This is a genomic window from Peribacillus sp. NPDC096622 (genome assembly GCF_044762665.1).
Classification (GTDB): Bacteria; Bacillota; Bacilli; order Bacillales; family DSM-1321; genus Peribacillus; species Peribacillus frigoritolerans_B.
This window is the reverse complement of the sequence record NZ_JBIWES010000009.1, coordinates 39249-63852: the sequence shown is the minus strand read 5'-3', so window position 1 is coordinate 63852 and position 24604 is coordinate 39249. Positions and strand designations below refer to the sequence as shown.

Annotated in this window: 26 protein-coding genes and 1 riboswitch; of the genes, 3 read left to right on the top strand and 23 right to left on the bottom strand. The window is 40.2% G+C overall.

Annotated features, from left to right (window positions below; all coding sequences use genetic code 11):
* The first annotated feature begins 79 nt into the window (after positions 1 to 79).
* Positions 80 to 211: a YpzI family protein gene (locus tag ACIQYG_RS16700; protein ID WP_402839918.1), complete on the top strand. Its 132-nt coding sequence runs from the start codon at positions 80 to 82 to the stop codon at positions 209 to 211.
* A gap of 68 nt (positions 212 to 279) precedes the next feature.
* Here the strand turns inward: ACIQYG_RS16700 and fni are convergent, their stop codons facing one another.
* The 20 genes from fni to ACIQYG_RS16600 form a co-directional block, all read right to left on the bottom strand.
* Positions 280 to 1326 carry a type 2 isopentenyl-diphosphate Delta-isomerase gene (gene fni, locus ACIQYG_RS16695; RefSeq protein ID WP_402839915.1) on the bottom strand — a complete coding sequence of 349 codons (1047 nt, stop codon included), beginning with the start codon at positions 1324 to 1326 and terminating at the stop codon, positions 280 to 282.
* Between the two features lie 19 nt (positions 1327 to 1345).
* Positions 1346 to 2485, bottom strand: a complete 1140-nt coding sequence (gene rpsA / locus ACIQYG_RS16690) for a 30S ribosomal protein S1 (protein ID WP_053535602.1) — start codon at positions 2483 to 2485, stop codon at positions 1346 to 1348.
* A gap of 215 nt (positions 2486 to 2700) precedes the next feature.
* Entirely contained in the window at positions 2701 to 3288 is a 588-nt protein-coding gene (locus tag ACIQYG_RS16685; RefSeq protein ID WP_402839911.1) for a lysophospholipid acyltransferase family protein, read from the bottom strand.
* Positions 3285 to 3959 carry a (d)CMP kinase gene (gene cmk / locus ACIQYG_RS16680; RefSeq protein WP_251540836.1) on the bottom strand — a complete coding sequence of 225 codons (675 nt, stop codon included), beginning with the start codon at positions 3957 to 3959 and terminating at the stop codon, positions 3285 to 3287. Before cmk ends, ACIQYG_RS16685 begins: the two co-directional genes overlap by 4 nt.
* 192 nt (positions 3960 to 4151) lie before the next feature.
* Entirely contained in the window at positions 4152 to 4337 is a 186-nt protein-coding gene (locus ACIQYG_RS16675; RefSeq protein WP_402839907.1) for a YpfB family protein, read from the bottom strand.
* Positions 4338 to 4405: 68 nt separating this feature from the next.
* A complete protein-coding gene (locus ACIQYG_RS16670) occupies positions 4406 to 4930 on the bottom strand; it encodes a flagellar brake protein (protein ID WP_402840259.1) in 525 nt (174 codons plus the stop codon).
* 284 nt (positions 4931 to 5214) lie between these two features.
* Positions 5215 to 6570, bottom strand: coding sequence for a germination protein YpeB (gene ypeB / locus ACIQYG_RS16665; protein ID WP_402839904.1), 1356 nt, complete (start codon positions 6568 to 6570; stop codon positions 5215 to 5217).
* Positions 6571 to 6584: 14 nt separating this feature from the next.
* Positions 6585 to 7412 (bottom strand): spore cortex-lytic enzyme, encoded by an 828-nt coding sequence (gene sleB, locus ACIQYG_RS16660; protein WP_402839901.1) that lies wholly within the window; start codon positions 7410 to 7412, stop codon positions 6585 to 6587.
* Positions 7413 to 7538: 126 nt separating this feature from the next.
* A complete protein-coding gene (prsW, locus tag ACIQYG_RS16655) occupies positions 7539 to 8225 on the bottom strand; it encodes a glutamic-type intramembrane protease PrsW (RefSeq protein ID WP_402839898.1) in 687 nt (228 codons plus the stop codon).
* Positions 8226 to 8322: 97 nt separating this feature from the next.
* Positions 8323 to 9288: an asparaginase gene (locus tag ACIQYG_RS16650; protein WP_402839896.1), complete on the bottom strand. Its 966-nt coding sequence runs from the start codon at positions 9286 to 9288 to the stop codon at positions 8323 to 8325.
* 27 nt (positions 9289 to 9315) lie between these two features.
* Complete coding sequence (locus tag ACIQYG_RS16645) at positions 9316 to 10284, bottom strand: YpdA family putative bacillithiol disulfide reductase (protein ID WP_402839893.1); 969 nt, start codon at positions 10282 to 10284, stop codon at positions 9316 to 9318.
* Positions 10285 to 10435: 151 nt separating this feature from the next.
* The gene (locus ACIQYG_RS16640; RefSeq protein WP_048681753.1) at positions 10436 to 11713 is read right to left on the bottom strand and encodes a Glu/Leu/Phe/Val family dehydrogenase; all 1278 of its coding nucleotides are present in this window, start codon (positions 11711 to 11713) and stop codon (positions 10436 to 10438) included.
* A 270-nt stretch (positions 11714 to 11983) separates the two neighbouring features.
* On the bottom strand, positions 11984 to 12559 hold the full coding sequence (locus ACIQYG_RS16635) for a genetic competence negative regulator (protein ID WP_095389680.1): 576 nt from the start codon (positions 12557 to 12559) through the stop codon (positions 11984 to 11986).
* A 91-nt stretch (positions 12560 to 12650) separates the two neighbouring features.
* Positions 12651 to 13544, bottom strand: a complete 894-nt coding sequence (locus ACIQYG_RS16630) for a MerR family transcriptional regulator (protein ID WP_402839889.1) — start codon at positions 13542 to 13544, stop codon at positions 12651 to 12653.
* Between the two features lie 97 nt (positions 13545 to 13641).
* Positions 13642 to 14457: a metallophosphoesterase gene (locus ACIQYG_RS16625; protein ID WP_402839886.1), complete on the bottom strand. Its 816-nt coding sequence runs from the start codon at positions 14455 to 14457 to the stop codon at positions 13642 to 13644.
* A 94-nt stretch (positions 14458 to 14551) separates the two neighbouring features.
* Complete coding sequence (locus ACIQYG_RS16620; protein ID WP_402839883.1) at positions 14552 to 15010, bottom strand: YpbF family protein; 459 nt, start codon at positions 15008 to 15010, stop codon at positions 14552 to 14554.
* 142 nt (positions 15011 to 15152) lie between these two features.
* Positions 15153 to 15977 (bottom strand): LysM peptidoglycan-binding domain-containing protein, encoded by an 825-nt coding sequence (locus tag ACIQYG_RS16615; RefSeq protein WP_402839881.1) that lies wholly within the window; start codon positions 15975 to 15977, stop codon positions 15153 to 15155.
* Complete coding sequence (locus tag ACIQYG_RS16610; protein ID WP_402839878.1) at positions 15955 to 16581, bottom strand: CPBP family intramembrane glutamic endopeptidase; 627 nt, start codon at positions 16579 to 16581, stop codon at positions 15955 to 15957. The genes ACIQYG_RS16615 and ACIQYG_RS16610 overlap by 23 nt, the downstream gene beginning before the upstream one ends.
* On the bottom strand, positions 16571 to 18076 hold the full coding sequence (locus tag ACIQYG_RS16605) for a RecQ family ATP-dependent DNA helicase (RefSeq protein WP_402839875.1): 1506 nt from the start codon (positions 18074 to 18076) through the stop codon (positions 16571 to 16573). Before ACIQYG_RS16605 ends, ACIQYG_RS16610 begins: the two co-directional genes overlap by 11 nt.
* Positions 18076 to 19140, bottom strand: coding sequence for a YpbB family protein (locus ACIQYG_RS16600; protein ID WP_402839873.1), 1065 nt, complete (start codon positions 19138 to 19140; stop codon positions 18076 to 18078). The genes ACIQYG_RS16605 and ACIQYG_RS16600 overlap by 1 nt, the downstream gene beginning before the upstream one ends.
* Before the next feature lie 290 nt (positions 19141 to 19430).
* On the opposite strand from ACIQYG_RS16600, the gene ACIQYG_RS16595 reads away from it, so the two are divergent.
* Entirely contained in the window at positions 19431 to 19679 is a 249-nt protein-coding gene (locus tag ACIQYG_RS16595) for a ferredoxin (RefSeq protein WP_034308087.1), read from the top strand.
* A gap of 146 nt (positions 19680 to 19825) precedes the next feature.
* Here ACIQYG_RS16595 and ACIQYG_RS16590 read toward each other — a convergent pair whose 3' ends face one another.
* Positions 19826 to 20398 carry an ECF transporter S component gene (locus tag ACIQYG_RS16590; protein ID WP_402839869.1) on the bottom strand — a complete coding sequence of 191 codons (573 nt, stop codon included), beginning with the start codon at positions 20396 to 20398 and terminating at the stop codon, positions 19826 to 19828.
* 164 nt (positions 20399 to 20562) lie between these two features.
* Positions 20563 to 20699: riboswitch (FMN riboswitch) on the bottom strand.
* A gap of 315 nt (positions 20700 to 21014) precedes the next feature.
* Between ACIQYG_RS16590 and serA the strand changes: the two genes are divergently transcribed.
* The gene (gene serA, locus ACIQYG_RS16585; protein ID WP_402839866.1) at positions 21015 to 22589 is read left to right on the top strand and encodes a phosphoglycerate dehydrogenase; all 1575 of its coding nucleotides are present in this window, start codon (positions 21015 to 21017) and stop codon (positions 22587 to 22589) included.
* Between the two features lie 131 nt (positions 22590 to 22720).
* On the opposite strand, the gene ACIQYG_RS16580 is transcribed toward serA, so the two are convergent.
* Together ACIQYG_RS16580 and sigX are read right to left on the bottom strand one after the other, a co-directional pair.
* Positions 22721 to 23944 (bottom strand): hypothetical protein, encoded by a 1224-nt coding sequence (locus tag ACIQYG_RS16580; RefSeq protein WP_402839863.1) that lies wholly within the window; start codon positions 23942 to 23944, stop codon positions 22721 to 22723.
* A complete protein-coding gene (sigX, locus tag ACIQYG_RS16575; protein ID WP_402840256.1) occupies positions 23910 to 24491 on the bottom strand; it encodes an RNA polymerase sigma factor SigX in 582 nt (193 codons plus the stop codon). Before sigX ends, ACIQYG_RS16580 begins: the two co-directional genes overlap by 35 nt.
* Positions 24492 to 24604 lie beyond the last annotated feature (113 nt).

Genomic DNA, 24604 nt, shown 5'->3' with positions numbered 1-24604 from the left:
GTTTATTCAAAGTATAAACGTAAAGCACGGTATTAATGAGGAAAAACTTCCCCCTATCATTTAAAAAGGAGGTGTGAACATGGGAAAAGATCGGCAAGAGAAGAAATTGAAAGAAAGTAAACGGGTGGAGTCCGACAGGGACCAATCACTGGGTCATAAAGGGGCAACAAGAATGGAAAGCCCTGAAGTGGCACGAAAAAGGAATAGTTAAGTCTATCCATGAACAAAAAGGAAGCATCTCAATTCGTTTCAATTGAGATGCTTCCTTTTTGTGGTCATTCATTTAGCATACGCCGAACAATCAATGCCTCTTTGAGATAACCAATGGTAGGTATTTCCTTTGATGACTAATTTGGATTTCCTTAGCTCTGATATATTACCGCACCCGAGTGCTGTCATGATGACCTTCAAATCTTCATGTATGTAATGTATTTCTTTAATCAATTGTTCCAAGCCAAACTCTTTATAGAGCTTGAGGAAATGTCCGGCCAATCCGACGCCTTTCGCTCCTAATGCCAGGCTTTTTGTAATTTCCAAAGGGCTTTGGATGCCACCCGACCCAATGACTGAAAGCTGTGGTGAAACATTTACTGCTTCGACAATCGAAGCGGCTGTCGGTATGCCCCATTCATTAAAATATCCGAGTATTTTTGCTCGTCTTTCATTCTCGATTTTAGCAAAATTCGTTCCGCCAAACCCGCCTACATCAATGATTGAAACACCCACGGAATGTAATTGCTTTACCGTTTCCATACTCATCCCAAATCCAACTTCTTTTACGATGACAGGAATTCCGATCGTTTTGTTGATTTTTTCTATTCTCGAAAGGGTACCCGCAAAATCCCTGTCCCCTTCAGGCATCGTCAATTCTTGGATGACGTTAATATGAATCTGAAGGGCATTGGCCCCGATCATTTCGCTTGCCCGCTTAGCCTGTTCGACTGTTGCTTCACCACCGAGATTACCAATCAACACACCATCAGGATTTTCCTTCCTTACAACTTTAAAAGAAGCTTGCTGGCTAGGATCCTTGATGGCTGCCATTTGCGATCCTACCGCCATGGCGATTCCCGTTTCCCTTGCAGCAATGGCTAGGTCACCATTCAATTTTTCCGTTTCAGTGCCTCCGCCTCCGGTCATGGCATTTATAAAAATTGGCGAACTTAATTCAAGTTCGCCAACTTCTGCTGTGAGGTTCACATTATTCAAGGAAATACCTGGTAAGCTTTGGTGAATAAACGAAATATCTTCTAGTCCGGTTTGATGCTGCTGTCCTGTCTTTAGCGCAAATTCTATATGATCTAATTTTCGTTGTTTTCTCTCCAAGGCCATCACCATTATTATCTTATTTTAGTTTTTTCAATTGATCACCGATCATTTCACCTAGCTGAAAACCCTTCGATTCTTCAGGCATCTCATAATCTGATGTGTTGTAATTGGATTGAGGTTCTTCAAGTTCCTTGATGCTCAATGATAAACGTTGATCCGTTTCATTGACTTCCAGCACTTTCACTTCGACAGACTGCCCTTCTTTAAGTACTTCTTGCGGAGTGGCAATATGCTTGTGTGAAATTTGTGATATATGGACAAGCCCTTCTACCCCTGGAAAAATTTCCACGAATGCACCGAAAGAAACAAGGCGTTTGACGATACCTTCCAGTGTAGAGCCTTTGGCCGCTTTTTCTGCAATTCCTGCCCAAGGTCCAGGAAGGGTATCCTTGATGGAAAGTGAAATCCTTTCATTATCACGATCGATGGATAGCACTTTCACCTGCACCTTATCCCCTTCGGAAACGACATCGGATGCCTTGTCGACATGCTGATGGGAAAGCTGGGAAATGTGGACAAGGCCGTCTACGCCACCAATATCCACGAACGCACCAAAATCGGTAATCCTTTGGACCACACCCTCAAGCACTTGCCCGCTTTCAATCTTATCCAAGACGTTTGCTTTTTGCTTTTCCTTTTGGTCCTGGACCACTGCCCGATGTGAGAGGATTAAGCGATTTTTGTCTTTCTCAAGCTCAACGATCTTGAATGTTAAAGTTTTGTTTTTGTAATCAGAAAAGTCTTCAACGAAATAGTCTTCTACTAGAGAAGCTGGAACAAAACCACGTACGCCTAGATCTACGACAAGCCCGCCTTTGACGACATCTTTAACTTCAGCCTCAAATACGTCTCCATTTTCAAATTTCAATTCCAGGTCATCCCATGCCTTAAGAGCGTCAATTTTACGTTTTGATAGAATGAGAGCTTCTTCTTCGACTTTAATGACTTCCAGCTCCAATGCATCACCTTCCGAAACGGCATCTGACGCCTTTTCGACATGCAGGCTTGAAAGCTCACTGATGGGTATGATTCCATCAGTCTTGCTATTTTCCACATCGACAATGACCTGTTTTTCTTCTACCTTTGAAACGGTTGCTTTAACTTGATCCCCAACTTTGTAATTGTTCACTTCTACTTGGTTCATATCTTCTGTCATTACTAACTCCTCCTTAACCCATGACTGATCAGCAAATTTCCTCTTCATCGGCCACATATTTTATTTAAAGTGGTTCAATAAAAACACTTTCCTAATAAAGATAAAAACAGTTTTTTTAGAGTAATAAAGTCATATTCCTTTTCATCGGCAATAAAGGAACAATACCCTTATTTTATAAATTCTAACAAAATCAGAAAATTGTCAAGTATGAAGGACTATTTATGCTCGGAAATCAATTCCCCAATATGCTCCATGATGATCTTGGTGGCTTCATCGGCTGATATTTTCTGTTCACGATATTCGGTGAAATTTATTGGAGGACCGTAAACGACCTTCAATGGACGTAAAAATTTATATGGGCCGATGATTGCACACGGTATGATAACGGCATCAGACCGCAATGCGAAAAATCCGGCACCCGCCAAACCTTCTCCCAATTCACCGGTCTTGCTTCTGGTTCCCTCGGGAAACAGACCAATCGCCTTGCCCTCCTTCAAAAGCTTTAAGCCTTTTCTAAGGGATTCCCGATCGCTATTACCGCGTTTCACGGGAAATGCATTTACTCTTGGTAATATACCCTTTAAAACAGGTGCATGAAACAACTCTTCTTTCGCCATGAAATGAATATCCCTTGGAGACGTCATGCCAACTACGGGCGGATCCAAATTATCAATGTGATTGGCACAGATCAATACCCCGCCCTCTTTAGGGATATGTTCCTTTCCAAGTGCTTTAACCCTAAACGAAGGCGTTAAAACGCCTTTTACGATGTTCTTGGCAAATGTGTAAAAATCCAATGTCATCTTTTCCTCTCTTCTATTAAAGACATGATACTTTCTGCGACTTCCTGAATCGATAATGAGGTCGTATCGATTTCGATAGCATCCGCTGCCTTTTTCAATGGCGAAACCTCGCGTTCGGAGTCCAGCTTGTCCCTTGTTGCGATTTCTTCCCTTAATTTTTCGATATCCGATGGAAAACCTTTCAATATATTTTCCTGATGCCTCCGCTGTGCCCTTTCATCCACGGAAGCGATTAGAAATACCTTTACTTCGGCGTTTGGTAACACATGCGTACCTATGTCCCTGCCATCCATGACGACACCGCCATTTTCACCAAAGATTTGCTGCCTGCGAACCAATTCCTCCCTGATGCTCCGGTGCTTTGCCACTTCCGAAACGGAACCGGTCACTTCATTGTTCCTGATTTGGGCTGTCACGTCCTCGTTATCCAAGAACACCAACTGGCCATTTTCACTTGGTCTTAATTCGATCTCCGTATTGATGAGAACTTCTGATAATGCTTGTTCATCATCCAGGCGAATCTTTTGATTAAGGGCCTTATAGGTAATGGCCCTGTACATTGCGCCTGTATCCACATATATGTAATTGAACTTTTCTGCAACAATTTTAGCAACCGTGCTTTTTCCAGCAGCAGCTGGTCCATCGATTGCGACTGATAATTTTTTTTTCATAAATCCTCCCAAGAATCCTACAATCATGCTGATTATTTAGTACCCTTTCATTTTATCACAACTAGCGGGAAAATCATTAATAAAAGGGATGTGTAGGTTCAAAATCACCTTCGTTCTTTTTTTGACCTCTACAGCCATCAAAAGTTATCCTTTTATTGAAAATCTTCTTACAAAAAAAAGCGGATCACCGCTTCACTTATTGGTCCCATTGAATGTTTCAATGATTTTCGTATAATTATTGCTGGTAACACCTTCATACCTCGAGAGCTTGGTCAAATCAAAGATTTGATCCTCCATGCTCAAAAGGAACTGGAAAAAAAATAAGCAGGCCAATTGGATGATGATCACTTTAATTAATAGTCTCTCAAATGTTTTCATATCAGCCGCACCCTCCATCTGTTTATATTAGCAGTATGGATGGAATCGCCGTTTTTCATTCAATCATGTTAAACATGCAAGCCTTTTTTCTTTAAGTCCACCTGCTTTTCAAATATAAATCTCATTAATGTCTTTACATCATTTTTTGAAGGTTCAAGAAACTGGACGTGCAGCAGCATATTTCTATGCTCTTTTTCCGTTACGCGAATGACTTTGCTTTTTAACCTTAAATAATGAATCCCACCTGATTTTAACGTAAGCGCCATCCACAGGTATAATTGCGAAACTGATTGGATGTTAGTGCCTTTCAAAAGCCTTATGGAAGCTCCGCCTGCGCTAATATCCTCCGTTAATGCACGAAAAGGGGGAAACTCGGAATGTTCTGGATGAATGGCCGTATCCAAGGTTACATCCAGGCGCACGTATTGCCTCCGTTGGATTTTAACAAACGTTTCTGCTTCGGGCAGCAATAGTTGCATCATGGGTATTCTTCCTTTCACTTTTCCAAGCACTTCAGAATCGAATACATAAACAGCCTGCTCTTCATTGGAAAATGTGACATTGAACTGTGTCCCATCCATGAGGAATGCAATTTTCCCAGTCCCTACATCGATGGGTTAGTCCTTATAGACACAACCCGTTCCCATTTCTACAACCATACAATTGAACTTTTCCTTCTGTGATGTGTATTTCGGCTCGAGCATTAATATATCACCAATTTTAAACATCGTCTTCCACGTCCTTTTCAAAAAACTACATAATATTACCCATGAATTTTCCCATATATTCCAAGTGATCATTAAGTTATTATGTCACGAAATAAGAAAAAGGGAAAGTGACTAAGCACATTTCCCTGCAACTTATGATTCATGATTATTTAAATTAAATTCTCGTATACCGGTTCGGAATTCTTTAATTTTTCCACCTTTTCTTCTTGACCGGTATCTGCATTAATGAAAATACGGTAGGTATCGTCTTTAATCGTACCGAGAAATTCATAACAAAGAACTTCTTCACCAATATCATTGGTAATTAACGCCTTTCCTTCTTCCATTATTTTTACATTACTGTTGATTTTATCCTTAGCTTCTTTCTCGGATATGTTCGGATTCCCTATTTCCCTGGTTTTGTGTGATTTTAAATACTCATCAGCTGAAAACCCTATAACGGATCCATCATCCAATGCGATTTTGACCTTGACTGAATCTGGATAAATCTTGACCCCATTTTCCGATGTCACGAAATTCAATAATGCGATATTATCGTATTGAGCACTTTCAAATAATTCAAGTGAACTAAAATCATGTTCCTTTAAAAAAGCTTCGGCTTTTGTATAGGCTTGATTCAAATCAATATTTGTTTTGTTCACATCCCTATTATTGATATACCAAATAGGGTAACCGCCTTTTTTGGTCAAATCCATATTCAGTTCAGTATCGGAGTCTTTATCGAGGATGCTCACGCTATAAAATCCATAATCGGAACCTTTTCCGTTTTCTTCCACGTTCACCTTCAAATTTTTGCTTTTTGAGTGTGCATAGTTTTTTGCCGTCGCGATTGCTTCTTCTTTCGTAATGGTTTCACCTTGCAAATTTTTGAAGTTTTCATCCCTCTGTTGTGCAGAAGTAAAAGTCGGATTCATCTCATTCGTTTCCCCGTACCCTGATACTTTTTTCTCTACCGTCTTTAAACCATCAATGATCGTGTTATCCGAATTTTCTTTCCCTGATGCAAGAGCCATTTCGACATCCATCCATCTTAAATTGTTTTTAAGGACTAGATACTGCACTTTCCTTAGCTCGCCCTGGATGTCTCCTGCCTGTGTGTACAAGGATTGCAGAGTCGCATATTCCTTATCATTCAATGGTTCTTTTTCAAGGTCACGTACCGCTGTTTTATAACTGAAATCCGCAATTTTTGATAAAAATTCCTCTGTCTTGTTAAAAGGAAGCAGGGTCAATGGCAACTGCCCGACATCACTTTGGGCTTCGGAAGTGATACGCCAAACATCTGTTAACGCCGGACTTAATGAATACCGTGAATTCATGGCCAAAGTACTGCCGACCTTATCGTGCAATAAATCCACTTGATAGCTTAAATCATGAAAGGCTCGCTGATACGTATTTTCGGCGTTGATTAATACAGCATTTTTTTCCTTATGTTCTTGATAACCCCAGAATGCAGTTCCCGCAACAACTACAACAAGCAGGGCAATCACTATATTCCTGATCATTTCCCTTCACCTCTTTACTTACAAAAGATATGTTTTCCGATTCTTTTAATTTGTTCCCTTGACCAGATCCATTTGCTTGTTGCCGTATCGGGATTAAAGTAATATTCTGCATTACCGCTTGGATCCCATCCATTGATAGCATCCACCACTGCTTCTTTCGCCCTTTCGTTCGGTGTAAGCCAAATCTGTCCATCCGCAACAGCCGTAAACGCCCCAGGTTCAAAAATCACTCCCGAAATGGTATTAGGAAATGCAGCACTTTCCACCCTGTTCAGGATTACTGCTGCAACGGCAACCTGACCTGTATATGGCTCCCCTCGCGCCTCTCCATAAACGGCATTGGCCATCAGCTGTATATCATTTTGAGAATAACCTCCTGGAAGATTGGCTGATGTCGTTGTTTTGGGAGGAGCCTTTCCGGAAGCGGTTCCTCCATTTCCTTTCGCTTTTACCTGTTGTTCAATGGGGACTCCCCCATAATAGGTGAAATCGTTTCCTTTATTGATCTGCTCATGAACAAATGCTTTATTGAAATTAGACGCATTCGTCAACTTCTGTTTTGTTGTTGTCCCTGCCAAACCATCGATTGGAAGCCCGAAATCTTGTTGAAAGTTTCGAAGTGCCCAATAAGTGCCCCATCCATAGGCTCCATCAATCTTTCCCTTATAGTAACCGATGTTTTGCAGGCGTGCCTGCAGTTCAATTACATCATCTCCAACCGCACCTTTTTGAATGACTTGGCCCGAAAAGGCATTTGTTCTTGTTTCCGGGTAAATTCCGAAACATATAGTTATACACGAAAACAGCAAAAGCCATTTCCATTTTGACGAAATTCCTTTCATCAAAAACACTCCTCTTTTTCTTGAATTAATGTAATTCTATTTTCTTCTTTACTGGCTTTTTTATTCCAAACATAAAAAAAACGGAGCGGGCAAAATATGCCAGCACTCCGTTTTTAATAGTATTCGTCATTTGCTAAGGTAGTGATTTTGTGAAAGTTTTTCTGCGTGAAAGTCAGACAACAAACGTGCTTTCTTTACTTTTTTCATGCCTAACCACCATAGATAAATCATGAATGGCATAATAAAGTACACCCAAAATCTTTGGGAAACTAAAATATAATCATAAACCCCATGTAATGAAATGGGTATGATCAATGCCAACAATAAATAGACCTTATTATTCGAAGGCGAAAACTTCGCCTTGCCCAAATAATATCCCATGATCACTCCGAACAAAGCGTGACTGGATACAGGGAGAACGGCCCTGAGAAAAGCGTGTTCCACCCCGTTGGCCAGCAGGTACAAAATATTCTCCATTGTGGCAAATCCAAGGGAGACTGCAGCTCCGTAAACAATCCCATCATATGGCTCATCGAATGCCACATGCTGATAAATAACATAAATGAGTATGAACCACTTGAAGAATTCCTCAAGCAGTGCAGCCCATAAAAAAGCATTTGCTAAATCAGTATTCAAGATTTGTTCGGTTTCGAGTACATACTGTATGAACATAATCGGCAATACAAGAAAAACACCGAATAAAAATGTTTTGACCACAACCGATATCGGTTCGGTTTCATATTGATCTTTCAAATAGAAATAGCTCAGTAGCGCCAATCCTGGCGCGATAGCCGCTGCAAACATGACCAGCATTAGCTGACCCTCTTTTCATCTTCGTTTCCTTAATCGTACCATGGAATGAAGAAAAACTGAATCCAAGAATCAACTCTTCCAAATTTTATTTAATCCTTCAGTACTTAAAGAAGGTCTCATCTATTGTGTTTTCGCTTGCCAGCATGACAGCTAACTTAATTCGTGCCTTCTTGCTGTCATAATCAGCGCCTAATATCACACCGCGTTGTTTTAAATCAAATGCGCTGCCTTCATAATCATAAGCTGGGTACACTTTTCCTTCTTCTGCACTTGTAGTCATGACGATCGTTATTCCTTTATCGAGTGCAGCTTGTATGGAAGTTACCATTACAGGGGTAACTTGTCCCCTACCTACACCCTCGAGCACGATGCCTTTCGCACCGTTTGCAACCGCAGCATCAATAAAAAGGCCGTCAGCGCCTGTATGGCACTTGATGATATCCACCCTTGGGATGCAATTCTGAATATCATAACACTCCCTATGTAAAGGTTTTTGATAGATGCTCACGACATCATTATCAATTATCCCCAAATATCCATAGCCAAAAGATTCGAACCCCTGTAAATTGGAAGCATGAACTTTTTTGACATACTTTGCTGAATAGATCCGCTCATTAAAAACGACCACTACCCCAACATCCCTAATAAGATCACTCGCAGCGCATAATATCGAATTCCTTAGATTGGAATATACATCGGTGCCCACCTCTTGAGGAGAGCGTTGGGAGCCGGTCAATACGATTGGACGTTGATCTTTACTCGTGACATCAAGGAAATATGCCGTTTCTTCAAGTGTATCCGTACCGTGGGTCACGACGATTCCCGTAACTTCAGGATCCTCCAATTCCTTTTGTATGGCTGATTTAAGCTGCTGCATTTTTTCAAAGGACATGGACATGCTTGAAATCTGGAAAAGATCAACCACTTTAACCTCGATATCGCTGGGCAATTCGCAAAGGGATGCCAACTCATGGCCAGTCAATGCACCAGAGGCCAACATACCATTCGCAGTTTCTTTACTGGCAATAGTCCCACCAGTCGTTATTAATGATATTTTTTCCATACGGTAACAGCTCCTCATTTATATAATTCACTTTTCTTTAACAGCTAAATGATAGGCAATCAATCCACCATGAAACCTGCCGTTCTCTATGAAGATTTCGTTCGCATTATTTCCGGCTGCCAGAACCCCTGCAATATAAAGACCTTTAACGTTCGTTTCCATCGTTTCCTCGTTATATGCAGGCCTTCCAGTCTCCTTATCAATAGTAATGCCCATTGAAGCTAAAAAGGAATGGTCAGGATGGTAACCAGTCATTGCAAACACAAAATCATTTTTAATGACTTTTTCCTCATCACCTACATGATAGACGACGCTGTCTTCCGTTATCCTGTCGACATTCGCATTAAATTCCATTTTGATCGTTCCATTGCGGACTAATGATTCGAATTCCGGAAGAATCCAAGGTTTGATACTTGGAGAGTAATCCGATCCTCTATAAAGGACTGAAACCCTTGCTCCTGATTTGACCAATTCCAGAGCTGCATCCACACTTGAGTTTTTGCCACCGATGACTGCAACATCACAATTATAGTAGGGATGGCCCTCCTTGAAGTAATGAAACACTTTAGGGAGCTGTTCACCCGGTATGCACATATAGTTAGGATGATCATAGTATCCGGTCGATATGATCACATGCAGAGCTGCATAGTCCCCTTTCGATGTCTTGACCAAAAACTTCCCATCTTCTCCTTTCTCCACTTTTTCCACTTTTTCGAATTTATTGACCCGCAATTCTTTCCTTCTGACTACTTCCCTATAATAGGCTAGCGCCTGATTGCGGACCGGTTTACGGTTTTCGATTATAAAAGCGACATCACCAATCTCCAGTTTTTCACTCGAACTGAAAAAAGTTTGATGTGTCGGATAACGGTAAATGGAATCAACCACATTTCCTTTTTCAATGATCAGGGACTGTATTCCCACTTCTTTAAGAGCGATCGCAGCAGCCAATCCACAAGGGCCCCCACCTATGATAATGACTTCTTCAACATTCATCTTTTTCCACTGCCTTTCCATGCACTATGTAATACGTTCGTCTAAAAATAAAAACTCCTATCAATACATGATAGGAGTTTTTACAAATCATTTCAATGATAAAGCAATGAACATGATTTTTAACTATATGTTGATACTGATTTGAATCCTTTTAGATCCAGCCACGGAAGCGGGAAGCTTCAGCCATTTTTCTTACGCCAATCATATAAGCCGCCAGTCGCATATCAACGCGTCTTGATTGTGCAAGTTCATAAATGTTATTGAAAGATTTCACAAGGATTTTTTCCAGCTTTTCGTCCACTTCTTCTTCAGACCAGTAATAACCTTGATTATTTTGTACCCATTCGAAGTAAGAAACCGTTACACCGCCAGCAGAAGCAAGCACATCAGGAACAAGAAGGATTCCGCGATCCGTTAGGATTTGTGTCGCTTCAATTGTTGTAGGTCCGTTAGCTGCCTCGACAACGATCGATGCTTTGATATCAGCAGCATTTTCTTCAGTGATTTGGTTTTCAATTGCAGCCGGGACTAAAATATCACATTCCAATTCAAGCAGTTCTTTATTTGAAATTGTGCTTTTAAACAATTTCGTTACGGTTCCGAAACTATCTCTCCGATCGAGAAGATAATCGATATCCAATCCTTCAGGATCATGAAGTGCACCGTATGCATCCGAAATTCCAATAACTTTAGCACCTGCGTCATGCATGAACTTAGCTAAGAAACTACCTGCGTTACCAAAACCTTGAATGACGACCCGCGCCCCTTTAATATCGATCCCGCGTTTCTTGGCAGCTTCATTGATACAGATCGTTACACCCTTAGCAGTTGCTGATTCACGGCCATGAGAACCACCAAGCACTAGCGGTTTACCCGTAATGAATCCTGGTGAGTTGAATTCATCCATACGGCTGTATTCATCCATCATCCAAGCCATGATTTGAGAATTTGTAAATACATCAGGTGCCGGGATATCTTTAGTCGGCCCCACGATTTGGCTAATTGCTCGAACGTAGCCCCGGCTCAGTCTTTCAAGCTCACGGAATGACATATTACGAGGATCACAAACGATACCGCCTTTACCCCCGCCGTATGGCAAATCTACGATGCCGCATTTCAAACTCATCCAAATGGATAATGCCTTCACTTCACGTTCCGTTACATTAGGGTGAAAACGGATACCACCTTTTGTAGGCCCAACAGCATCGTTATGCTGTGCACGGTAACCCGTGAAAATTTTAACCGAGCCATCATCCATGCGTACAGGTATCTTCACCGTCAGTAAACGCAAAGGTTCTTTCAACAGCTCAAAAACTTCTTCCGGGTAACCCAGCTTATCCAAAGCTTTATGTATTACAGTTTGGGTTGACCTCAGTACGTCGTGTTTTTCTTCTTCATTTACATGGCTATTGCCTTTTGCCGATTCCATTAAAAGTACCTCCTAGAATATCTCATCCATATATAAAATTATAATGTACAAATAGTCCTCTTCATGTGCTAGTATACACCTTCGTTACATTAATGCAAGAGTAAAAATGGGAATTTAAAAGTTGGAAATATTCTAAAAATGAAAACGTTATCATATCAACTGCTTTCTTACACTTTTACCCTATATCTTCTTCGGCCGAAAGTTGAGACAAAAAAAGGCAAACCACATTTTTTTACCATAATGTGGCTGCCTGGATTCATTTGTTTTACATCAGCTAAAATGTGTGAGCAAAACATGTATCGCTTCATTTTCGATTATACATGTTCCATATTCATTGATGCGGCTGAGTGTCAATGTAGATGCATGGCCATACTCAGCCGCTAAAGATATGACCGTGTCATAAGTCGTGTCTTTTACATTTTCGATAAGTAAATAGTATCTACCCTCAAAATGATAAAGGGTACTTTTAAGCAAACCTTGAAAAGATAATCTATGAGATAATTGGACGATATCTTCAAAGTCATCGAAAACATACAGAATATGAGGGAAGTCATCAATCTTCACCTGTAAATCCAAGAATTCCTCTTCGTCTGCCAATAGTTCCTCTTCTTCCTTTGTCACAATGATTATCAACCCTTGCGCAGGCAAGGAGAAAATTTCGATTGCAATGGAGCCACTCATTTTAAAGCTGAGTTCTTCGCACGCTTCTTCGACCATATCCTGAAATAGCTTGTGGACCTTCAAGGAATTCCCTAAAATATCTTCTTTCGTTATGCCTCTATCAATTAAATCATCAAGGGTCAAAAAAATCTTGATTTTATTATTAGTTAATCGTTCCAGCTTCATAAAAAAATGCCCCCTGGTTACCATCTTCATACATCATATGAAGCCTTGGTCGCAGGGTGCATATCCATTATTTCTCCTAAGAGGGCCGCAGCTAACCTTTCAGCCACTCCTCCCATTTCATTTGCGTGTCCCCCATTAAGACTCCGCTGAAGGCAGTTCGGTCTTCTTCAGAAATAAGGCTGAGGGCCGCACCGCCAAGACCCACCTTCAAATCCGGGAAATCCTTTGTTAACGCTTCAATCAGCTTAAATGTTTCAGCAAGATTCTCTGTCAGTGAACATGACATGAATAGGTAAGAGGGCTTTATGATGTTTAAAACGGTGAAAAGGTCCTTATCAGCAATGGATTCTCCTAAATAAATGGTTTCATACCCTTTCCGCTTTAAAAAAATGGTAAAGATTAATAGTCCAAATTCATGTTTTTCACCGGGAGCACAAACGGTAAGGGCTTTCGGAAGAAAACCATTAGTCGGAATTGTATGCATAACTGAACTGATCCTGGATTTTATTATGTTCGACGCAAAGTGTTCATGAGCGGAAGTAATTTCTCCCCTTTCCCACTTATCCCCAATCCGAACCAATATTGAACCGAGTACATCAACTATGGTTTGTTCGATTGTATACATACTGAATGCTTGGCCTATCAGCATATGGGCTTTATTTTCATTGAAATTCAATAGAGCTTCGATTAATTCATCCGATAACTTAATCGCTTGCTCATCCTTACGGTTCGTTTCTGGAACTCCAGGCTCTAGAGTGCCAGTACTTTCGAGAAGTGAAACGGCTTGGCTTATAGTAAAACCTTGCTTTGTTTTATTAATGAGCCACTTAAGGATTTGCAGATGTTTTTCAGTATACAGCCGGTGCCCCGATTCATTCCTGACAGGTTCGATGAATTTATAGCGCCTTTCCCATGCCCTAAGGGTTCCCGACTGAATGTCCAGCAGTTTTGAAACTGCCTTTATATTATATTTACCTTCTTGCATGGTTTTACAAGGCCTCCAATAACTGTACGATCATTTGATGAAATTATGGTGGATTTTTCAAGGTCTTAAAATACCGGTATTCTCGATAAAAAGCAGCTTAATAGGTTTTTTCCACAGCTTCGCCTATTTCAGTCTCTGTACCCCTTTTCAGGGTGAAGAGGTGCGTTTCCGGCTTAGCTTCAAGCCTTAAAGGCACTGCGCTTGTCCCATAGCCATTACTCGTCATATATATACAGTCCTCCTCTTTTTTAATGCTTCCGATCTGATAGGGCCCGAATCCGAATATGCGAATCTGCCCGCCATGGGTGTGACCTGACAGGACAAGACTAATATGGTGTTCCGGAGTCAACTGTTTCTTGACCAAAGGATTATGGCTCACCAAAATCCGGAAATCCTCATTCCCGCAATCCGACAGGGCAAGGTCAAGCCTATCACGTTCTTCCGATATATCATCAATGCCCAGAAGAGCGATGTGGCTGCCATTTTGAGACTCAAAAGAAACAGCTGTATTATCAAGGATCTTCACACCATGTTTCAAAAGAGTTGCATCCAGTTCATGGAAGTCTCCTTCATAATCATTATTACCCCAAACAAAATAAAGGGGACCTAGTTCTTTTAGTTTCAATATATTTTTTTCCACACGTTCTAAGGGGACCCCGCTTTCCCTAATGTCACCGCCAATAATCACCAAATCTGCCTTGTCACGTGTTTCCTCGATCAATTTATCCGCAACGATCCGCCGATGAATATCGGATATAAAAAAAATCCGCACATCGCCAAAGCCTTCAGGGAAGTCTTTGAAATATAGGTCTTGGGAAATCACCCTATCTTGCATAGCCGTACGCCACATGTAAAAGATCGTGGCAAATGACAGCAGAATGATGATTAAAAATAATCCAGATAACCATAACATCTTAGTTAAACCTTCTTTCCATCCTTATCCAAACGTACTTTCATATAACCATAAAACGATATTACCCGCAATTAAATATCATTTAACGCATTCATCATTTATTTTCATGATATAAGTTAATATCATAATTCTTCTTCATCATTTCAAAAACCTTATGGCGATTTTTCCATTCTTCCTCTTTTTCCCACAATTGCTTACTTTTATTGATGATTTCACAGCGTAGCAGTTGAAACTCCTTTTCAGCTTTATCTAGCTTTTTTTTAATTAAAACCATATATCCATATAGACCAATCGCCGCCGCCAAATAAAGGAAATGGCTAAAATGGTCGACGAAAACACTAAACATACTGAAAAAGGAATAGGAATAGGGTACAACGATATAAAAATAAAGATAAATCATAAAAAGGGCAGCAACAATCATGGTTGCCCATAAGCTTTGAAGGTGCTTCTTTTTAAGTGCCTCGAATTTTCTCTTCCGATCCACGACATTTTGCAGCATTTGTTTTGTTGCTTGATCCGTTTTCTCATCCAATAAAATGATTGTCGATTCCATCGCATTTCCTCCTCTGCTCTTACAAATCATGATATGAAAGAGTAGAGGAAAAAATGATAATGTACCTGTCACGTTTGCCTTCATACTTAACCAAGTCAAACAATTTTAAAAACACCCTGCCTATAAAGACAGAGTGCCATCGTTATTTCTTGATCGGAATTTTCAATACCTGACCTTTGGAGATTTCATTGCCATTCAGCCCATTCCACTCCTTGATCAGAGCAATCCCTTCCTGTGATTTGTAGTAATTCATCGAAATGCGAAATAGTGTTTCTTCACCTTGAACAGTATGTAAGACAACTTTGTATCCCTCTTTATCCGGTTTCGCGGCTTGAACATTTTCGGCAGCCTTTTTCTTTTCTGCTGCTGCCTTCTTTGCTTTTTCGTCAGCTATTTGTTGTGCTTTGGCTTTTTCCTCAGCTTCTTGCTGCGCTTTGGCCTTTTCCTCAGCTTCTTGCTGCGCTTTGGCCTTTTCCTCAGCTTCTTGCTGCGCCTTGGCCTTTTCCTCAGCTTCTTGCTGTGCTTTGGCTTTTTCCTCGGCTTCTTGCTGCGCTTTGGCCTTTTCTTCAGCTTCTTGCTGCGCTTTGGCCTTTTCTTCAGCTTCTTCTTTTCCCTTCTCCGCTTCAGCCTTTGCCGACTCTTTTTCCTTTAAACCCTCTGCCGTTGCTGTAGTGGGAATCGATTCTTTATCTTCCTCTTTTAAGACTACTTGGTCACTTTCATTAACAGGTAAAGGCCTATCCTGAAGATATGTATAAAGGCTGTAAAATCCAATTGGTAGCAAAATAAAAAATAACGCTAATAATTGTATCATTGGAAGTTTAATCTTCACTTTACTTTTTTTCTTTTTATTCTGGTGGACTTTGCTACGCTTGGGCAATGATGACTTAGCCTTCTGACGTTCAATTCGCGAACGTAGTTCACCAGCCTGATCATTTTCTTTTTCATTCTTTTGCACCCGGCTCATTCAAGTCACCCCCTTTCTTGCTAAACCCTCTTTGCTTTTTGTTCCTGATTATAATGCCAAGGATAAAGTCAATCAAAAAGTGGGCCGTTATCGTCACGATGATATTATTAGTCATTTCAAATAAAAAACCGATAAAGAAGCTCAAAACCAAAACATTTAAAAATAAAAACCAATTAAAAAGGTAACGATAATGAACGGCTGCAAAAATGAGGCTCGTAAGAAGCAAACCAAAATGTGTTTGCAACACTCCACGGAATAATACTTCTTCACTTACCGCTACCACTAAAGCTACGATAAAAATCATCGGGTAAGACAAATTACTGAAAATGCGTTCGTTAATACCGCCATCATCCTGATAGGAAGATGGTGTCACTTTCATAAGCAATATGTCAAATAACACGACAATGACTCCAGCGGGAATTCCAATCAGCAAAATATTCAGGTCATCAAAGATAAACAAATCGAAAAAAGCAGAACGGTCTTTAAATAAAATAATACCTAAAAAGATGGCTAACGTTAAGAGAATAATTTGTGTAAGAAACAAATTATACAGCAACTGTTTATCTGTAAGTTGTTTAATTAATTCAGCTTGCTTATTTTTCATTGCCATTTTCCTTCTTTAATAAGATATAAGCCAATTCCTTTTTCCAATTGGAAAAGGAATTGACCGGATCCACCTTGACTTCCGGCCATACATCAGCCATTTTTTCGGCATCCATCCCACAGATATCACAGCAGATGGGGTTCACTTCCCGGTGCTTTTCTCCAAAGTAGTCCAGTATCCCTAAACGGCGACATTCCTGTGCATATATCCAGTGAAGGAATTTATGCAGCTTTTCTTGATTCCTGGATTTCCTCTTTTGACAATACTCTTTCATCCCTGCCACTTGATTCTGATTATTGCCAGTTATGAACTGGGTAAAAAAACGGAGCTGGATTTCGTTCAACGAAAAGGATTGCGACAGCTGTTCTTTTTCTGAAAGGGTCAAATTCGCCAGATTCTTTTGTGTTGCATTAAGGAAAGAACATACACCATCGATTTGCGAATCCGTAGGCAACTGTTGCTCCATCAAATGCAGGGGAAGCCCTTCATCCCCTTCGCTATATAATAAGACAGCCACACTTTGTTTCCGATCTCGTCCCGCCCTGCCTATCTCCTGCAGATATGCTTCCATCGTGGACGGGATATGAAAATGGATAACATATCTGACATCCGATTTATTCACACCCATTCCAAAAGCACTTGTTGCGCATATAATTTTCAACTGGCCGGAAATGAATTGCTGCTGAATGAGCATCCTTTGTTCCTGTTCCATTCCGCCGTGATAATAATTGACACTAACAATCCCGTTATCCTGTAAAAAACCAGCGACCGATTCCGCCACTTTTTTAGAGGAAAAATAAATGATTCCGCTTCCGGTAAATTTCCTGACAAGCTCCAGCACACGGGCTAGCTTCTCATCGTAGCTGAACATTCGCTCGACAATAATGGCAATATTTTCACGATCTACGGATGAGACCATTTCCTTGACCTGTCCAATGTTGAGTTTGACAACGATGTCCCTCCGGACCTCATCGGTTGCAGTTGCTGTCAGGGCAAGAGTCAACGGATTGTTCAGTTCACGCCTCACTTCCCCTAAATTCAAATAATCCGGACGGAAATCGTACCCCCATTGTGAAATGCAGTGTGCTTCGTCTATGACGAACAAACCTATTTCTATGGATTTCAAGGATTTTATCACATCATCGATGCTCAGCATTTCAGGAGATAAAAAGATGAAACGATAACTATGTAACCTATCGAAAGCTTTCCTTTTTTGATTAAGCGTCAAAAAAGAGTTGAGGGTCAATACACTTTTTTCTCCACTCATCTTCAGCTGATCTGCTTGATCCTGCATTAAAGATAATAACGGGGAGACAATTAGGACAGTCTTATTTAAAAGATAAGCCGGCAGCTGATAACATAATGATTTACCTGATCCGGTCGGGAGCATCGCTAAGGTATGACGGCCGGTCATCAATGATTCAACCACTTCCCTTTGACCAGGACGGAATTCATCAAATCCGAATTTTTCTTTGAGGACTCGTTCTATGTTCATCATCTCTCACCTATTTTCGCAAGTACAAGTCTTATTTGGAAAAAGCTTATTTGTTTATTATCGACCATCTGCTTGATAGCTTTAAGCTTTTTCGTACCAAGTTCCTTAATAGCTTCAGCAATTTCCCTCTCATCCTCGATTGTCACATATTCGGAAATCGGAAAATCTTTTTCCGATAAAACAATTTCTACGAGGTGATCTTCGATGGTGTTGACTTTCAATCTGCGGATTTCAGCTATTTCACCGAGATTTTTCCCTTCCTGGATGTATCGTAAAGTAGTCTTTGTAGATTGTGTCAAATGAGGATTACCACTTCTTTTCCAATCATTGGTTAATGAGGACAAGAGAGGGTAATCCTTTCCCGTTTCCATTTCTGCAAGCATTTGATGCAATGAGTCAAGGAATGTATAGCGAACATACTCTTCTTCTACATCTTTCCTTTTTGCAATCTGTTCAAACGTAAGTCCAATCCTGTTTATCCCTGTTATTTTCAAAATGAAAATGTCTCGTTTCATATCACTTTGATTTTCTAAAAGGGATATCAGTTCATCATATAGATGTTGGGCAATCAACGCTCGATCCTGACGATTGGCATGTAAAAATTCCTTTACGAAGAATTGGATTTTGGGATTTCGTTGTATCGGATAAAAACGTCTTTCATTGTGGACAATATGGGATATGGTTTGAATGAGTAAGTTTAACCTCCCCCAGAAAACAGGGGTGATATTGTGATACTTCCAACCATTTAAATACGCCGGAAAAGGATGACTTTTAAAGTAATCGTCCAACATTCCCTCTCCTTGCATACTAATTTCATATGCATCTGGTTTATCCGTTAAATTAATCAAGTCATGCTTAAGTAAATGTTCAATGTTTTGATTTAATTGCTGACGGGTAAATCGAGGTATTGTCCCAAAAATATCCGTTAACCCGAATAAGTGGGCATCTTGGATTGTTTGTGACGATTTCTTACCTTGCAGCATATGGTATATAGCATAAATGGAGCGCTCACCTTGAAATTTTTTTATCGCATATAGAATGATGGCCTGTAGATAATTATTCATGGGACTCACATCCTTGTTTCATTTAACCAATAAACCCATTGTAACAAAAAACTGCAAAAACCGCCGTTATTATTGATGAATACAACGGAAATTATGTGACTAAATGACGAAACATGGAAGGAACCAAGTTAATTATTTCGATGTTTTTCGTTGACATTCAGCTACATGATAGTTATTATCAATACAATTTCTATTGAAAAGTTTGGCATTCGGTCTTACAATAAGAAAGAGATAATAATCTGAAATAAAAAGATTATCAGTTGTTAATCAACTTAGGAGGGGTTATATTCATGGCTAAATTTACTATTGTGGATAAAGAAACATGCATTGCTTGTGGGGCTTGCGGAGCAGCGGCACCAGATATATATGATTATGATGACGAAGGGATTGCATTTGTTACCCTTGACGATAACGAGGGAATCGTTGAAATTCCAGATGTACTTATAGACGACATGATGGATGCATTTGAAGGATGCCCAACGGATTCCATTAAAGTTGCTGACGAGGCATTTGACGGAGATGCACTAAAATTCGAATAAAGGTACAAGCCATTTTCAATCGAGAATGGCTTTTCTTTTGGTCAATGTCGCATTACAACTTCTCATACCAAAAAACAGACATAAAAACAACCGGATATGGATATCCGGTTGTTTTTTTATTTCTATCGTCAATGCCATTAAGCATTTTAATATAATGTTTGCTTATTGATCCATGTCTGTAATTTAATGAACAGCAACATGAATACAGATGTGATGAGCACGCCTTTAATCACGTTGAAAGGCAAGATTGCCGTCGTAACGAACTTTCTTGACTCGGGCGCCGACATGGCATCCCATCCCATAAAGAAGGTATAAGCCGGTAAAAAAACAAAATAGTTTAAAACGCTCATGAATACTGCCATGGAGACTGTTCCCGCAAGTAAGGCGAACGTCATCCCTTTTTTTGAATTGATTTTCTGAAATACATAATAAGTTGGCAACACAAACAGTATTCCGGCTATAAAGTTAGCGATATGCCCCACAGGCACAGCAGTCAAGGTCCCTGTCATGACTAAATCCAATAGGTTTTTAATGAACTCGACTAGAATTCCAGCCATCGGACCAAAAATCAATGCCGCCATCAGTGCTGGGATGTCGCTAAAATCAACATTGAGAAAAGACGGGAATCCTGGAAACGGGAAATTTAAAAGCATCAATAAATAAGAAATGCTTCCCATCATGGCAAGAGTGACCGTTTTTTTCACTTTGTTCTTTTTCATAGTTCTCTCTCCTTCTTTTCCGATCTACCTGAAAAAGAGGTTAGGGTTCCAAAATATGTTGATGCTCAATAAAAAACCTTTAATTCCAATAGAATTAAAGGGATAAATTAAAGGTTACATCAAACAAACGTTCAGCAAATAACTGTTGAAACGCACTCAGGAACCTCCATCTTCTCCCATCCAGACTATACTGTCGGCTTTGGAATCACACCAAATCCTGCCTTGTAAGGCTCGCGGGCTTAGAAGAAGAAATTCCTTCATCACCGCCGGTGGGGAATTGCGCCCCGCCCCGAAGATAGACCTATAAAATTTTTTATACTTCCCATTATATCTGAAATACCTTTTTTTTGATAGCATTTTTCTCATTTGATGCATTTAGGAAGAATATCGAACGCAGTGAACGGCTGAAAAAAAATGCCGGATTTACAATATGACAATTCGAAAATTTTTCGCAAAAGAAGATGAAGCTAATTATATCGCGACATTAAACAAATGATCAGATGAAAATCTTTTGTTTAAGCGCTTTCATTCAGATAAGCCAAATTGACATAATCAGCATTTCAATTGTAAAATTAACTGAAATTTAAGATAATTTTTCCTAGGAAGGTGTTTAGACGTGTATCGGATTTTAGTAGCAGACGCCATTAAACCAGAAGGACTCGGACCGCTTTCAGAGGCACCCAATATTCATCTCATTCAGAAGACCGTAGAGGAAGCTGCAAACGAACTTGATCAGATCGATGCAATTCTCGTGAGAAGTGCAACAAAGGTTTCGGAAGATTTAATGAACCGTATGCCGCAGTTAAAAATTATAGCACGCGCTGGTGTCGGAGTTGATAACATAGACATCCCCGCGGCGACAAAACGCGGGATTGTCGTGGTTAATGCACCTGACGGCAACACCATTTCAACAGCTGAACATACATTCGCGATGATGGCTTCATTAATGCGCCACATTCCACAAGCTTATGCTTCACTGAAAAATGGGGAGTGGAAACGTTCTTCATATACGGGAACTGAACTTCGTGGTAAGACATTAGGCATAGTTGGCTTTGGACGTATCGGAGGGGAAATTGCCAAACGTGCTAAAGTGTTTGGCATGGATGTCATTGTCTATGACCCATTCCTGACTGTCGATCGTGCAAAGAAAATGTCCGTAACGGCCCTGCCGTTAGATGAATTGCTTCCTAAAGCAGACATCATTACTGTTCATACACCGCTAACGAATGAAACTAGAGGATTAATTAATAAAGAAAAACTGCTTACCTGTAAAAAAGGGGTTTATGTACTGAACTGTGCCCGTGGTGGAATTCTAGACGAAGATGATTTATATGAAATGTTAGTTGAAGGGCATGTTGCAGGGGCGGCACTGGACGTTTTCGTCGAAGAACCTCCACTTGGCCATAAACTGCTTGAACTGGATAGCGTCATTGCTACACCGCATCTAGGTGCTTCCACGAAAGAAGCCCAATTAAATGTCGCCGTACAGGTTGCCCAAGAAGTATTGACCTATTTCGAAGGAAATCCAGTCTCAAGTTCAATCAACCTTCCAGCCATATCTAAAGAAGTGTTTGAAAAGGTACAGCCATTCCATCAACTTGTTCAGCAAATGGGATCCATTGCTTCTCAGTGCTTGAATGAAGGAATTCAGGAAATCTCCGTTACATATGCAGGAGAATCTTTGGATTTCGATACAGCGATTCTTACAAAAAGTCTAATCTCTGGCTTTTTAAGATCAAGAGTTGATGCATCAGTCAATGAAGTGAATGCCTTATTGATTGCAAAAGAGCGTGGCATAACCGTTGGTGAAAAAATCTCTACGGACTCTTTAGGTTACTCGAATTTGATCAGCCTTAAAGTAAAAGGTGACAACCGTGAATTAACAATAAGTGGGACGTATATCGAAAATTACGGTTCTCGTATTGTAAGTTTTAATGGTTTCAAAATCGACTTTCATCCGGAATCGAATTTACTTTATATCCAGCATACCGATAAACCTGGTGTAATCGGTAACGTAGGTAAGGTACTGGGTGATCACGGTGTGAATATCGCCACCATGCAGGTTGGCCGAAAAAAAGCTGGCGGGGAAGCCATCATGGTTTTGAGCTTCGATTTACCATTAGAAGACAACATGAAACAGTTTTTAATGGAAACAGAAGAAATTACATTCATGGCCCGTATTTCATTATAAGAAGAAAAAAAGTGCCCGTCATCGCGGGCACTTTTTCTGTTAGTGCAAGAGGGAATTTGCCAACCGTAGGCAGGATGTTCATAACACACCATCATATGGCACCCCCCCTCATTTAGTATTTAGCTCCTGTTTTAATTTACTTGGTTCGGTGCTTCGGGCACCAATATGTCTTCAGTTAAATTCAGCTGGCCAACCTCTTCAATAGGAGCATTTTCAAACTTCACTTTTTCAAAACCAAAGTCCTTAGCTATGAAGAGTATGGCTTCTAAAGCTTGAAGGGTTTCCTCACTATTTTCAATAGCAGCTTGATCTGATAGGTGAATGATCACAAGGTCTCCATTAGAGCTTATCCTTTCCCATTTCAGGTCATGCGGGATTGCAGGTGAAACTCCCTCGATGTCCGCCTCCCCTTTTCCAGCTTGCAGCGCCTCCTCAAAGTCCCGATAACCCATATTACTTGGAACAAGGAACCTTGGAGTGGACTCATCCCTTTGGTAAAGAAGGTATGTGCGATTTTTTTGATGAGGTATATCCACCTCCTTTAAATATCCCGCATGCGCAAACCTGGCACCTTGCTTACCCTCTGTGGAAAATGTCATTTTCTCTATATTATTATAGGAAAGCGTTTCTTCCATCGAATGAAGAAACAGTGTATCTTCATCCAATAGTTGGCTTTTTTCCGGAAAGTCAATATGAGCAGTGGTTGTATCGTTTCCTTGGCTAATCTTTATATCAAGTGGAAAATAGTCAGATAGCCCATATTGCGCTTCATCGATATCGGACATTTGATTAACTAACTGATTCAGTGTATCACTTTCATCATAATGTTTGAGTTTAATTGAAATGGGAACGATGAAATTCATTTGATCATCTGGGACGCCCATCGTAATGATCGATGCATTTTTAAGGTCCTCTTGATAGATCGCTTGTTCAAATGTTTTATCCTTTTCCCCTTTTCGGGGTTCCATTTCTGAAAACTTGTCTTTGGATTCGATTTTCGCTTGGTTACTCGAAAACTCTTGATTTTCCTGTTTATCTTCTGAAAGATTTTCTTTGTTACTTGCATCCTGACGTTCAAGATCTACCATTTCGTTACTTTCAGATAGAGATAATTTCCCACTGCTGCCACTGCCTTCTCGATTTGTCGTTCCTTTTTTTTCAATAATTAACGATGATGCCAAAACAACCATCAAGAATAAGGAGGCGACACCCGCAAATAGAGGTATCCAGTGTTTCTTTTTCTTTTTATCATGTATTCTCGCAAACACCTCTGCCTTGGTTCGGTCATCTTTTAATTTCGGAAGCTCGCGTAGCATGTCTTCAATTTCGCTTTCTTTCCAACGGGATCTTCTCAATGCGGTGGCCCTCCTTTCCTGATAAATCTTCCATCAACTTTTTAATCGCCTTCAAAGCACGGTGCTGGGTCGTTTTTACCTTACTTTCACTCCAATTCAATACTTCAGAAGTTTCCGTAATGGACAATCCCTGAATGTATCGTAAAATGATGACGGATCTTTGATTCGTGGTACACCGGTTTAAGCATTGATAAATATCTTGGATTTCATCGTTCTTTATTGCCACTTCTTCGGGAATGGGCTCTTCATCTTTTAGCAATTGCCTATCCCAATCAAAATTGGGAAAGATTTTGTCTTTCCACCCTTTTTGTTTGCGAAAGTGATCAATCGTCACATTTCTTGCAATCGAATACATCCACGTTTTTTCACTGCTTTTTCCTTCGAAGCGTTCATAGGCCTTCATCACCCGGATATAGACCTCCTGAACAAGGTCTTCAGCGGTTTCTCGATTTTTAGTCATATAAAAAATGAATTGATATATTTCCTGATGATATTTTTCATAAAGATCGTGGAAAACGGAATCCTTCATTTCCCCACATCCGTTCATAAATATAGTCGTCAATCCTAAACAAAAGTTACATACTTCGGCTTTAATCTTATTATAAAATTCCGTTAATTTCCACATTTCAGGGACCTCTTATTTTGTTTCCTAAAAAAACA

What these genes read in the sequence shown, in the direction of transcription:
- ACIQYG_RS16700 (WP_402839918.1), top strand. Translation starts at nt 80, where the DNA reads ATGGGAAAAGATCGGCAAGAGAAGAAATTGAAAGAAAGTAAACGGGTG.
- rpsA (WP_053535602.1), bottom strand. Translation starts at nt 2,485, where the DNA reads ATGACAGAAGATATGAACCAAGTAGAAGTGAACAATTACAAAGTTGGG.
- ACIQYG_RS16685 (WP_402839911.1), bottom strand. Translation starts at nt 3,288, where the DNA reads ATGACATTGGATTTTTACACATTTGCCAAGAACATCGTAAAAGGCGTT.
- cmk (WP_251540836.1), bottom strand. Translation starts at nt 3,959, where the DNA reads ATGAAAAAAAAATTATCAGTCGCAATCGATGGACCAGCTGCTGCTGGA.
- ACIQYG_RS16675 (WP_402839907.1), bottom strand. Translation starts at nt 4,337, where the DNA reads ATGAAAACATTTGAGAGACTATTAATTAAAGTGATCATCATCCAATTG.
- ypeB (WP_402839904.1), bottom strand. Translation starts at nt 6,570, where the DNA reads ATGATCAGGAATATAGTGATTGCCCTGCTTGTTGTAGTTGTTGCGGGA.
- sleB (WP_402839901.1), bottom strand. Translation starts at nt 7,412, where the DNA reads ATGAAAGGAATTTCGTCAAAATGGAAATGGCTTTTGCTGTTTTCGTGT.
- prsW (WP_402839898.1), bottom strand. Translation starts at nt 8,225, where the DNA reads ATGCTGGTCATGTTTGCAGCGGCTATCGCGCCAGGATTGGCGCTACTG.
- ACIQYG_RS16650 (WP_402839896.1), bottom strand. Translation starts at nt 9,288, where the DNA reads ATGGAAAAAATATCATTAATAACGACTGGTGGGACTATTGCCAGTAAA.
- ACIQYG_RS16645 (WP_402839893.1), bottom strand. Translation starts at nt 10,284, where the DNA reads ATGAATGTTGAAGAAGTCATTATCATAGGTGGGGGCCCTTGTGGATTG.
- ACIQYG_RS16640 (WP_048681753.1), bottom strand. Translation starts at nt 11,713, where the DNA reads ATGGAATCGGCAAAAGGCAATAGCCATGTAAATGAAGAAGAAAAACAC.
- ACIQYG_RS16635 (WP_095389680.1), bottom strand. Translation starts at nt 12,559, where the DNA reads ATGAAGCTGGAACGATTAACTAATAATAAAATCAAGATTTTTTTGACC.
- ACIQYG_RS16630 (WP_402839889.1), bottom strand. Translation starts at nt 13,544, where the DNA reads ATGCAAGAAGGTAAATATAATATAAAGGCAGTTTCAAAACTGCTGGAC.
- ACIQYG_RS16625 (WP_402839886.1), bottom strand. Translation starts at nt 14,457, where the DNA reads ATGTTATGGTTATCTGGATTATTTTTAATCATCATTCTGCTGTCATTT.
- ACIQYG_RS16620 (WP_402839883.1), bottom strand. Translation starts at nt 15,010, where the DNA reads ATGGAATCGACAATCATTTTATTGGATGAGAAAACGGATCAAGCAACA.
- ACIQYG_RS16615 (WP_402839881.1), bottom strand. Translation starts at nt 15,977, where the DNA reads ATGAGCCGGGTGCAAAAGAATGAAAAAGAAAATGATCAGGCTGGTGAA.
- ACIQYG_RS16610 (WP_402839878.1), bottom strand. Translation starts at nt 16,581, where the DNA reads ATGAAAAATAAGCAAGCTGAATTAATTAAACAACTTACAGATAAACAG.
- ACIQYG_RS16605 (WP_402839875.1), bottom strand. Translation starts at nt 18,076, where the DNA reads ATGAACATAGAACGAGTCCTCAAAGAAAAATTCGGATTTGATGAATTC.
- ACIQYG_RS16600 (WP_402839873.1), bottom strand. Translation starts at nt 19,140, where the DNA reads ATGAATAATTATCTACAGGCCATCATTCTATATGCGATAAAAAAATTT.
- ACIQYG_RS16595 (WP_034308087.1), top strand. Translation starts at nt 19,431, where the DNA reads ATGGCTAAATTTACTATTGTGGATAAAGAAACATGCATTGCTTGTGGG.
- ACIQYG_RS16590 (WP_402839869.1), bottom strand. Translation starts at nt 20,398, where the DNA reads ATGAAAAAGAACAAAGTGAAAAAAACGGTCACTCTTGCCATGATGGGA.
- sigX (WP_402840256.1), bottom strand. Translation starts at nt 24,491, where the DNA reads ATGAACGGATGTGGGGAAATGAAGGATTCCGTTTTCCACGATCTTTAT.